This window comes from Halobacillus sp. BAB-2008 (assembly GCF_000328325.1).
GTDB lineage: Bacteria > Bacillota > Bacilli > Bacillales > Halobacillaceae > Halobacillus.
The window spans coordinates 1-11281 of the sequence record NZ_ANPF01000091.1 but is presented as its reverse complement, the minus strand read 5'-3'; the positions used below and the strand labels follow the sequence as shown (position 1 = coordinate 11281).

Genomic DNA, 11281 nt, shown 5'->3' with positions numbered 1-11281 from the left:
CAATACACCAGCCGGCAGCAGGTCTTCAATCATTTCCAGCAGGTAAAGGATAGAAGAAGGCGTCTGCTCCGCCGGCTTCAGAACGATAGCATTCCCGGCAGCAAGTGCAGGTGCAATTTTCCAAACCGCCATTAGAATCGGGAAGTTCCAAGGAATGATCTGCCCGACGACTCCAAGCGGCTCTTGGAAATGGTAAGCGATCGTATCTTCATCAATTTCGCCGATGGTTCCTTCTTGAGAGCGGATAACAGAAGCGAAGTAGCGGAAGTGATCTACAGCAAGAGGAATATCAGCATTCAGCGTTTCCCGAACCGCCTTCCCATTTTCCCATGTTTCTGCGACGGCGAGCTTTTCAAGGTTCTCTTCCATACGATCGGCAATCCTGTTCAGGATGAGCGACCGTTCGGTCACAGATGTCCGCCCCCAGGCATCTTTCGCCTTATGAGCGGCATCCAGTGCAAGTTCTATGTCCTCTTCTGTCGACCTAGCTACTTGGCAGAAGGATTTGCCGGTCACCGGTGTGACGTTTTCGAAGTATTGCCCTTTAACGGGTGCCGTCCATTCTCCTCCGATAAAGTTATCATAGCGTTCTTTGAATTGTACCGGAGAGCCTTCTGTGTTCGGAAATGCATAGACCATTTTCATTCATCCTCCCGATTCTAATTTAATGCAAACGCTTACAAATTAAGTTATGTAATTACTCAGGTGCTTTCCTTGAACGTATCATTTTATCAGAAAATTGTCAATTTTAAGCAGATGGGGGAGAATATTTTGATACGAACGACTGCTTATCCCTGTTATAATGAGAATAGGTTTATAAAGGAGAGGGTAAGATGACGACTACAAACAGAATTTTACTCGTCGACGGAATGGCACTCTTATTCCGGGCTTTCTATGCGACAGCGATGAGTAATTACTATATGATCAACAGCAAAGGTACCCCTACGAATGCTGTATATGGGATGATGAAGCATTTGTTCCGTGCGATCGACACGTATCAGCCGACACACGTCGTGTGCTGTTGGGACATGGGCAGTAAAACGTTCCGTAACGATTTGTATCCAGAATATAAAGCGAACCGCGGAGGACCACCGGAAGAGTTGATTCCACAATTCGACCTTGCGAAGGAAGTAGTGGCTTCGCTGGATATTCCGAACATTGGACAGGTCGGTTATGAAGCGGATGATTGCATGGGGACGCTCAGCCGTGTGTACAGCGAGCATTCCCAAGTTTTCCTGCTCACAGGGGACCAGGATCTTCTTCAATTGCTTCGACCGAATGTAAGTGTCGTGCTGCTTCAGAAGGGGTACGGCAATTATGCGGAATATCATGAAGACTCCTTCTTAGAGGAGAAGGGGATTACCCCCGCACAGATGATCGATTTGAAAGCGTTGATGGGAGATACGAGCGATAATTATCCAGGCGTTAAGGGAATAGGGGAGAAGACGGCTTTGAAGCTGCTGCTCCAATATGAAACCATCGAGGGAATCCTTGAGAATATCGAGGCTCTTACAAAAGGACAAAAGACGAAAATTGAACAGAATCTCGATATGCTTCATCTGTCGCGGAAGCTCGCAGCCATCCATTGTGAAGCGGACGTGGATTGTTCGCTAGATGATGCTTTGTTCTACATTGATGATGGTAAGATGAAAGCGAAGTTTGAGGAGCTGGAGTTTAAAAACTGGGAGAAGAACATCGTCGGTGTATAAAAAACGGAAGCTATTGCTTCCGTTTTTTTTTATACAAGGTCAGCTTTTTGCGTAAGTTTGTAGTTGTTGGCTTCTTTATAGTACGTTGCCGCTTTTTTGTACATTCGTTTTTGATAATACAGGTTCGCCAGCATTTCCACTGCTTCCTTGTAGTCCTTGTATTCGTTCAGCCTGCGAAAATCAGGGATGATTTCGTTTTCTAATTTATCGATGAAAGCATCGTCACGGGTCTTTCCGTGGATGCGGTTCTTCAATATATAAAACTTATGTTGGAATTTAAGAAGTCCATCTTTCTCGGATTCTATTTCCCCATCTCTGATGTATTGCTTACACAAGTCCATATCTCCGGATTGGTAGCTGGTAAGCGCAAGGAGATAGATGGTACCTGATATGAAGTCCCTTTCTTCTGTAGGGATTTCATAAGCTTTGTTTAAATATTCAAAGGCCAGGTCATATTTCTCTTGGTAGATGTAGTTGGTACCGAGGTTGTGATAGATGCGCCTTCGTTCCACGGGGGGAAGATGATATTTTGCCACTTTTAAAACTTTGTGTAGAAATTCTTCTGCAATTTCCAATACTCCCAGGGAATTGTAGTTGATGGCGATGATGATGTAATTATCCACCATTCGTGAATAATGGAGACTGGACTTGTATTCTTCCAAGGCTAGAAAAGCATAGTAAGTGGATTCTACATAGGACCTTGTTTTAGAGTAGGTTAGCGCAAGATGGTAATAAACTTCTCCTTCTTTCCAAGGAAGGGTAGACATTAACCGCTTTGATTCACGGAAATGCCGAAGTGCTTCACGTAATTCTCCTTGAAGGAGGTAATGAATACCGACAGTTTTGTAGAAGAAAAATCTGTATTCACTGGAAGCATCCTGCACGATATCTTTCAATTCTTTAAGCGTTTGTTCAGGAATCGGGTTTCCAGTCATCGTCATTTCATGCCTTACCAGAATGACGTTGAAAAGGTTGACCAGCAGAATGTTCTTATTGTCCTCAAGGGAGATTCTGCACTTCTCCTTCATCTTCTTCATTAGTGGAAAGTCCCTCATCTGTGCTGCTTCGTGCCATTCAAGAAGATCCTGATATATACGTTCATCGAAGTCTTGGTTAATATCGGTCAGTTTGATGTTCAAACGTTGTCCTAATAAACGATAGATCTCGTCACTGGCGTTTATTGTGTTGTGTTCAATTTTACTTAAGTAGGATACTGAGCAAATTCCAGAAGCTAATTCTTCCAATGTCATATTCTTAAATTTGCGATGTTGTTTAATCAACGTACCTTTCATGTTCACAACTCCCTTTTGGCCGCCAAGTATACACATTATAACAAAAAAAACCTCTATGCAAATCATTTCCGAGTGTGTAGGTTGGTTTTTGGATTTGGGAGCACGAGAAAAACCCAGCCGGAAGAAGGCTGGGTTGTCCTTTTTTTATAGAGATTTTAATGCATCTTCAATCTGGGTGTCTCCCTCGATCATTTCAAAAGTTTTGTGATAGGCCTGTGGCTCTTGCAGGGCTGCAATCATTGTTTTCGCGACATCTTCACGGGATATCGTGCCGCTCTCTAATTTATCTCCTACCTTAATCTTACTTGTACCGGACTCATGAGTTAAGCCGCCTGGACGGACAATGGTGTAATCGAGTTCCGTCGTCTTCAGGTATTCGTCTGCTTCGCCCTTCATTTTCATATAGAATTCCAATTCTTTCGGACCGCGTTCCGGCTCACCGGCCGCCATTCCTGAAAGCATAATGAATTTTTTAATGCCGAGTTTTTCCGTCGCTTTCGCCAGGTTGACGGCACCATCCCGGTCGACTGCTTCCGTCTGATCATCGCCTGTTTTGGAACCGGAACCGGCTGCGAACATGACGGCATCCATTCCTTTAACGGCATGCCCGACATCAGAACGCGTCACATCGCCAAGGACAGGGATACCGCCCAGCTCTTCCACTATCGCTTTCTGCTCTTCTTTACGAATCAGTCCGTAAGGCTCGTGGCCGGCTTCTTTTAAATATTGGATGAGAAGACGACCTGTATGACCGTTTGCTCCTGCAACTAGTACTTTCATGTGAAAATCACGACTCCTTTTATGGTTATTCAAGACTACTCTTTATGTAGCCGGAACGGAAAAGGGTTAAACATGGGAGTCGGGGAAGCATAATTCCTGGTAATTACAATGGGCGCAGATACGCGGATTATCCTGCATTGGAAACTGCTGCAGAGGAAGGGGAGCGTTCTTTTCCGGATCCTCCAAATAACGCTGCATCTCTTTCATGCTTACTTGATAGAGGTTTTGGACATTGATTAAATCCTGTTCGGTCAGTTGGTGCTCCACATACGTACCCTCCACAAGGTATTCATTTCGTATGATGATGTCATCAAGGGATTCGATGTCATACTTCTGCTTCAGGTAGAGTGCATACAGGGCGAGCTGATTCCGGTCTTCTTCTGAAGATTTACCTGTTTTCCAATCGACGATAATCCATTTGTTTTCGGATGTATCCTTATAGACCAGGTCCATGACGACGAATATTTTGACGCCGTCGCTCTTCATGAACCGGAACGTTTCTGCATCAATGAACTCCATACGGTCCTTCTTCAGCACGTCTGCGAATGTCTGGCTTGCGTAGAAATTCTTCACTGTATTTTGAAGACGCCCGGTAATTTTCTTCACTTTTTGTTCCGGGAGCTTTTGCTGCTGGCTGTAATAGATTTCATGAAGCATGGTAAAGTGCTTCGGACGATTCATCCACAAATGCTCTTTCTTAATGGATTCGATAAAACCTCTATTCAAGTGATGACGCACTTCTTCTGTAAAAGCTTCCTCGGATTGGAATGTTCCTTCTTTACGGACTTGTTGGATAGTCTGGTAGATCAGATCGTGGACAACGCTTCCGAAATGCATTTCCAAGTTCGTTATTTTCTTTAACCGATAAGCTTGTTTCGCCAAACTGTCAGACTGGCTTAACCAGCCGTTGTGGGAAGCGTAATAGTCATAGGCGTACTTTCTTAAACATTGAAGCATCGTTTTATGTCTGGATATGGACCAGGATAATTCCGGGTAAGGCTTCACTTCAAACATCGTCTAACCATCCTTCTTCATCTGATAAGGAGCTCAGAACAACTTCATCCTGGATCTGGTAGGTGTTAAGTGAAACCTTGCCATGGATGACCGTCATTCCTTCTGCTTCAAGTTTGAGCTGCTGAAGGTGAGCGCGCTCTTCTCCTGAGAGCACAATTTCTCCGTTTCTATTTACGACTCGATGCCAAGGCAGGCTGTATTTATCACTCATCGCATGGAGAATGCGCGATACTTGTCTGGCTGCTCTCCGGTTTCCTGCAAGGCGCGCCACCTGTCCGTAAGTCGAGACCGACCCTTCTGGTATCTTTTGAATAATTGCCAGGACTTTCTCGGTAAAAGGTTTCAATGAAGAATCTCCTTTTCTAGCTTTTTCACCTTCTATCCTAACAAAAAGGCGGGGGAGGGGGAATCCATTCCGTTAGCAGAGCGTTCTTACAATTTGATACAATTAGGAAATAGGAAAAGAAGAGAGGGGTAGGCACGTCTATGAGTATACCGAAAGTGTTAAGTATCGCCGGCTCAGCAGCTCAAGGGAGCGCGGGCATACAAGCTGATTTAAAAACCTTTGAGGAGTTCGATGTCTATGGCATGAGCGCTGTAACGGCCATAGTCGCAAATAATAGTACAACAAAGCAGGGGATTTTCACACAGCCTTTAGAAGCAGTGGAGGCTCAGATCCATGCTTCTTTGGAACATGTTGGCGTCGATGCTCTTAAGACAGGGATGTTATTCACGGAAGACATTATTGATCTGACAGCAAGACTTATAAAAGAAGCGAATGTGTCGAACGTCGTCGTCGACCCTGTCATGATCGGAAAGATGGGTTCCCAGCTGCTAAAGGATGAAGCTATCGCAGCGCTTGTGGAGAAGTTGATTCCGCAGGCTGCCATTATCACTCCGAACCTTCAGGAGGGCGCCCGTTTGGTGAATAGCCCTGTCCCTGAGAACCCAGACGATATGAAGATGATGGCGAGGGACCTCTATCAATTAGGCGCTTCTTACGTCCTTCTTAAAGGCGGTGCTTTGGAAGGACATCCAGCTGTCGATATCTTATATGATGGTACGAGCATCACGGAGCTTGAGTCGGAACGAGTGCAGACCATCCATACGAGTGGAGCCGGCTGTACCTATTCCGCAGCGATTGCAGCTGAATTAGCGAAAGGCAGTTCTGTAGAGGATGCGGTCCGCCGTGCGAAATCGTTTGTGACAACAGCGATTCGTTATGCATTATCCTTCGACCGCGGCATCGGTTCGACCTTTCACGCTGCCCATCGATTAAAAAAAGATTAAAAAAATCCCCGCCCTGTGTTTGATGACAGGGCGGGGATTTTCATTATCCGTTAATACGATCGTACTTATCAATCTGCTTCTTACGTTCAACATCCCAACGATTTTCCGGATGCTCCTTGCATTCTGCTGTACATGCGGCATGGTGTTTCTCTTCACAGTCTTGACAGCAGACGTACTGACGGTTACATACCGGATTACTGCAGTTGATCATGCGGTCTTCTGCTTTTCCGCAATGCTCGCAAGTTGCAATGACTTTTTCTTCAACCTGGTTGATCGGAACAGAGATGCGCTCATCAAAGACATACATCTTACCGTCGAACAATTCACCTTTGACTTCCGGATCTTTTCCGTAAGTCGTGATTCCGCCTTCCAGTTGATAGACGTCCTCTACACCATTCTTCTTAAGGATTCCTGTCAATTTCTCACAGCGGATTCCTCCGGTGCAATACGTAAGGACTTTCTTATCCTTCCATTGATCTGCATTCTCAGCAATCCATTCCGGAAATTCGCGTGATGTCTCTACATCCGGGCGGATGGCGTTACGAAAGTGTCCAATTCGGTATTCGTACTCGTTTCGACCATCGATGACGATGGTGTTCTCGTCCTTCAAATATTCGTTGAATTCTTTCGGCTTCAAGTGTTTGCCGCCGAAAGTCTTCGGATCGATATCGTCATCATCGATGCTCCAGTTGACGAGCTCCGGTTTGACGCGGCAGTGCATTTTCTTGAATGCATGTCCGTCGTGCTCATCGATTTTGAAGTGAATATCAGCAAAACGCTCATCGGAGCGCACATAGTCCATATATTCTTCCACTTGTTCGACTGTTCCGGAAACCGTACCGTTTATTCCCTCGTGGGATACGATAATACGTCCTTTCAGCCCAAGATCCTTACAGAATTTCAAGTGGTTTTTGCAATATTCTTCATAGTCAGGAAGGTCGACATACTTATAATACAGCAGAACTCGATAATCTTTTGAGCTCATATATGATTCCTCCTAAATGTAAATCTATAAACTAAAACTCATTAATAACAGAAATGTCCATACTCCATCATATTAAATTACGTTTAAAAAATCAAATGTCACTTGTTTGAACTTTTTCCATCGCTTTCTTTTTCTTTGCGTAAAGAAGGAAGGTGGAGAAAGACAAGGTCATTAGAAAGACAAGCATGCCGAAGGGCAGGTCGAAGTCTTCTTTTCCATAAGGGGCATGACGCATCTCGAGCAGAATTCCGGCAAGGACTGATCCTGTAGCACTTCCAATGAAATGAACCTGCTGTTTTAAGCCGATTCCTGCACCGATCTGTTCTTTAGGAAGAATCTGCGATACTTCGTTCGTAGAACTGGACGATAGGCTGGAGAAACCGAAACTTGTGAACATGTAGGCGATCATGATCATAGAAGGGTGGAGGCCGGCGAGTAAGAAATAGGCCAATGCTGCTATGGAAAGCAGTAACTGGGATAAAATCAGCACACGGATATTCCCATAAGCATCAATCATCCTCCCGATGAATATGGCAGCAACTGCAGAGAGAATCGCACCGGGGAAAATAAAGAAACCAATAGCCGCAGCGCTTTGACCGTACACTTGCTCCAACATGACAGGCATAAGAAACAGAACTGCGAAATGTAAGGTGAACCCAAGAAAGCTCAATATCAATATTTTTCTGTACTGTGCATCAGCCAACAGCTCAGGTTGGATAAACGGTGTATCTGTTTTGTTGATACGAAGCCACAGGAGTGCTGCTGTGAGCAGTCCTCCCAGTAAATATCCTGTGCTGAAGCTCGATATATACAAGAGAAAGAACGTAGCACTGCTCCCGGATAAGAAGGCACCGATCCCGTCAAACCGCCCCTTGCCTGTCGTTTCCTTCGGCATGAGTCGGAAGAGCGCAGGCAGGACGCCCACAGCTAGAATAGTGACGATGAACAAATAGTTCCAATCCAGGTAATCCGTGACCACCCCCCCTATAACCGGCCCAAGGCCGAAGCCTAACGAAGTGGAGGAAGCAATTAAAGCATAGGCACTTCCGCGTCGGGATGCAGGAATATAGCGGCCGGCAAAGACCATGGATAAACCAGGAACTGCCGCAGCTCCGACTGCCTGACAAAGACGTGCAATCATCAGCCATAAGTAACTTTCAGCGAAGAAACCTAGAATGGAAGCGAAGCTGAAGATAGTAATTCCGATAGTCAGCAGCTTACGAATCGGCAGGTAATCGGACAGTCTCGTGAAGGTAATAGTGAAGATAGACAGAACAATTGAATATCCTGAGACGATCCAAGCTCCCTCGGATGGCAGCAAAGTAAATTCACGCAATATATTTGGTAAGGCGATGTTGAACATCGTTGTATTCATAACCACAATCAGCACGGCTGCACTAAGGACAAAAACCGTACGGAAATGAGATTGGGAGGGACGAGATAGAGTTTCCATGTTGATGACCTCCCTCATCGTTTATTAATGAAAGAAAAGTCCCTGTAATACCCGACATACTATACCACACGGGTGGATCAGGAGAGAAATAAGACGCTCGCGCTATTTTCGTCTTCTCTTCAAAGCCTATTGTGCTATAAGATGTGTGGACCCTGAACAGCCAAAAACAACGCCCCGTCCTTTATAAGGATGGGCGTTGTTTTTAATGAAGAACTGCTCCAAGCGTCTGTTCAAAATGTTTCAGAGCAAAGTTGTGTCCGACGTTGTTAAAGCTTGCGACTCCTTGTTGATGAATGTGAATGTCATATCCGTAGTTGTAAGCATCCATTGCTGTATGAAGTACACAGATATCGGTGCAGACTCCGACCAGATGGAGTTCTTGTATTCCACGTGCCCTCAGCTGCATGTCTAAGTCCGTTCCGGCAAAAGCGCTGTACCTCGTTTTGTCCATCCAATAGGTAAATGGAGAAGCTTTGGCCGATTCGTATACCTCGGCTAAGCGTCCGTAAAGTTCCCGGCCTTTCGTTCCGCGGATATTATGCGGCGGGAAAAGCTTTGTCTCCGGGTGATAGATGTCATCCTTTTCATGCAGATCGACACCGAAGATGACGAACTCTTTCTTCTTTAGAAAGGACGTGGTCAAATCCGTGACATATCCCTCTATCTCCTGCCCGGCTTTCCACATGTAAGGGCGCCGTTATCTGCTACAAAGTCGTTTGTATAATCGATGATAAGTAATGCACGATCCATACAATCCCTCCATATATCGTTTGACTCTATCATAGCAGAACAGGAGGGTTAATAGGTCGGCGCTTCCTTCATGGCATGTGATTTCTTCTTAACGACAACGGACATTACCGTACCACAGGCGATCAGGAGAGCGCTCGTCACAAAGAATACCATGGAGAATCCATAAGCTCCTGCGATCATACCGCCCATTGCAGGGCCGATGATGTTTCCTAAAAAGCGCAGGCTGGTGTTGTAGCCTAACACTTCTCCCTGCATGGCGACAGGGGCTTCCTGACGGATGTACGCTGTGCGCACTGGTATGATGCCGCCGATGGATACTCCTAATAGGAAGCGAAGTACAACAAGCTGCCAGATATTCGTTACGAAAGCGGCGGGAAAATAAACAATACCCGCCATGAATAGGAGAGCAATCATAATTTTGATATACCCGACCCGATCGGCAATTCTTCCCCAGCGCTTAGCCATCAACAAGTTACCAAGACCTGCAGCGGAGAAGGCGATTCCTGAGAACAGAGCCAAGTTCTCCGGTCCATGTAAATCACCTACAAATAAGGAAAGGATCGGCTGGATGCTGAAGTGAGCTACTTGAACAAATAAAGAGATAATCATGACCATCAGCAGGATCGGGTGCCTGACAATGTGCAGAATGACCTCTTTTGAGTTGTAGCTGGACTTCTCATCCTCGCTTTCCTGGACAACCCGCTGCTCCTTTATACCGAATAAGACGAGGAAAGCAGAGATCCCTACTGTAATCGATACGAACTGAAATGTTGTCGCGTACCCGATTGAATCGGCGATCCATCCCCCTAGCATCGGGCCAAGCAGACTGCCTGTTATGCTTCCTGTCTGCAGAGTACCGAGAACTTGGCCGGCAATATCCTTCGGTGTCTGCGTGGAAATCAGCGCCTGGGACATCGGGATGAACCCGGTGAATATACCCATAAACATCCGCAGCAGGAACAGCTGCCAGACGCTTGTGACGAAGCCCATCAGAAAAACCGAAACGGCCAGCCCGGAAGCTGATAGAATTAGGATTTTCTTTCTGCCGTATCTGTCCCCGATTTTCCCCCAGACAGGGGAGAAGAGGAAGGCGGTGACGAACGTGACACCGAAGACCCAGCCGGACCACGTCTGGACATAAGCATCCGTGAAATTTCCGAGTTCTTCTATATATAAAGAAAGGAAAGGTAATACCATTGTGATACTACCAGCAATGAAAAAGTTAGCAAACCACATAATCCATAGGTTTCTCTTCGCTTGCGTTTCATTAGTCAGGATAAATATCCCTTCTTCCTATTTATTTCGTTACCCTAAACATATATAGCACAGTTCCATTTCTACTTAAAGTCTTCTGCTTATCGTTTGTAAATGAAAATGATGTTAGCGGTTGCATAACCTGTATATACAAGTTATACTTGCAATAGAACATGTATATACAAGTTGTTTTGGAAGCGTTTAATATTTACGATTTTTGGAAACCGAAGTAGGGTACTAGTATGAATACGGTCATAAATACATCGCCTTCGGTTACCGACATTCTGTTTCGTAAGCGGTTTCTCGGTTTTTGGCATTGGTATTCCAAACTAGGGAGGTAACGGTATGAATTACAAAAACAGGCAGAGCAGATTTTAGAGGCGATCGGTGGAAAGGAAAATCTCTCTGCAGCTACTCACTGTGTCACGCGTCTTCGGTTGGCCCTTCATGATGAGGGCATTGTCGATCATGAAAAATTGAACAATATTGACGCAGTCAAAGGGTCCTTTTCGACGAACGGTCAATTTCAAATTGTCGTTGGTCAAGGAACAGTGGAGAAAGTTTACAAAGAATTCATTGCTTTAGCAGGTGTGGGAGAAGCATCGAAGGAGGAAGTGAAGGAAGCGTCCAGTAAAAAGATGAATCCGCTGCAACGTGCCATCAAGACGCTGGCGGATATCTTCATTCCAATCCTACCGGCAATTGTAACAGCGGGTTTACTGCTCGGAATCAATAACATTCTGACAGCGACAGG

General features: G+C 45.4%; 11 protein-coding genes and 1 pseudogene. 3 read left to right on the top strand and 9 right to left on the bottom strand.

Annotation, left to right across the window (positions count from 1 at the left end; all coding sequences use genetic code 11):
- Positions 1-639 (bottom strand): aldehyde dehydrogenase family protein (locus D479_RS18130; protein ID WP_008639962.1); only part of this gene is annotated, 639 nt, incomplete at its 3' end.
- Between the two features lie 194 nt (positions 640-833).
- Between D479_RS18130 and D479_RS18125 the strand changes: the two genes are divergently transcribed.
- Positions 834-1709 (top strand): 5'-3' exonuclease H3TH domain-containing protein, encoded by an 876-nt coding sequence (locus D479_RS18125; RefSeq protein ID WP_008639961.1) that lies wholly within the window; start codon positions 834-836, stop codon positions 1707-1709.
- Positions 1710-1738: 29 nt separating this feature from the next.
- On the opposite strand, the gene D479_RS18120 is transcribed toward D479_RS18125, so the two are convergent.
- The 4 genes from D479_RS18120 to D479_RS18105 form a co-directional block, all read right to left on the bottom strand.
- Positions 1739-3001 carry a tetratricopeptide repeat protein gene (locus tag D479_RS18120; protein WP_008639959.1) on the bottom strand — a complete coding sequence of 421 codons (1263 nt, stop codon included), beginning with the start codon at positions 2999-3001 and terminating at the stop codon, positions 1739-1741.
- A 144-nt stretch (positions 3002-3145) separates the two neighbouring features.
- Entirely contained in the window at positions 3146-3781 is a 636-nt protein-coding gene (locus D479_RS18115) for an SDR family oxidoreductase (RefSeq protein WP_008639956.1), read from the bottom strand.
- Between the two features lie 66 nt (positions 3782-3847).
- The gene (locus tag D479_RS18110; protein ID WP_008639953.1) at positions 3848-4795 is read right to left on the bottom strand and encodes a PD-(D/E)XK nuclease family protein; all 948 of its coding nucleotides are present in this window, start codon (positions 4793-4795) and stop codon (positions 3848-3850) included.
- Complete coding sequence (locus D479_RS18105; RefSeq protein WP_008639952.1) at positions 4788-5141, bottom strand: MGMT family protein; 354 nt, start codon at positions 5139-5141, stop codon at positions 4788-4790. Before D479_RS18105 ends, D479_RS18110 begins: the two co-directional genes overlap by 8 nt.
- A gap of 140 nt (positions 5142-5281) precedes the next feature.
- On the opposite strand from D479_RS18105, the gene thiD reads away from it, so the two are divergent.
- Positions 5282-6085: a bifunctional hydroxymethylpyrimidine kinase/phosphomethylpyrimidine kinase gene (thiD, locus tag D479_RS18100; protein ID WP_008639950.1), complete on the top strand. Its 804-nt coding sequence runs from the start codon at positions 5282-5284 to the stop codon at positions 6083-6085.
- A gap of 43 nt (positions 6086-6128) precedes the next feature.
- On the opposite strand, the gene D479_RS18095 is transcribed toward thiD, so the two are convergent.
- From D479_RS18095 to D479_RS18080, 4 genes and pseudogenes are all read right to left on the bottom strand, one after another.
- Positions 6129-7070 (bottom strand): rhodanese-related sulfurtransferase, encoded by a 942-nt coding sequence (locus tag D479_RS18095; protein ID WP_008639949.1) that lies wholly within the window; start codon positions 7068-7070, stop codon positions 6129-6131.
- A 91-nt stretch (positions 7071-7161) separates the two neighbouring features.
- The gene (locus D479_RS18090) at positions 7162-8523 is read right to left on the bottom strand and encodes an MFS transporter (RefSeq protein ID WP_008639948.1); all 1362 of its coding nucleotides are present in this window, start codon (positions 8521-8523) and stop codon (positions 7162-7164) included.
- A gap of 202 nt (positions 8524-8725) precedes the next feature.
- Positions 8726-9273, bottom strand: a pseudogene (locus D479_RS18085) (isochorismatase family cysteine hydrolase).
- A gap of 48 nt (positions 9274-9321) precedes the next feature.
- Positions 9322-10509 carry an MFS transporter gene (locus tag D479_RS18080; protein WP_008639946.1) on the bottom strand — a complete coding sequence of 396 codons (1188 nt, stop codon included), beginning with the start codon at positions 10507-10509 and terminating at the stop codon, positions 9322-9324.
- A 389-nt stretch (positions 10510-10898) separates the two neighbouring features.
- On the opposite strand from D479_RS18080, the gene D479_RS18075 reads away from it, so the two are divergent.
- Positions 10899-11281, top strand: a 383-nt coding sequence (locus D479_RS18075; protein ID WP_193743898.1) for a glucose PTS transporter subunit EIIB, incomplete at its 3' end; no start/stop codon positions are given.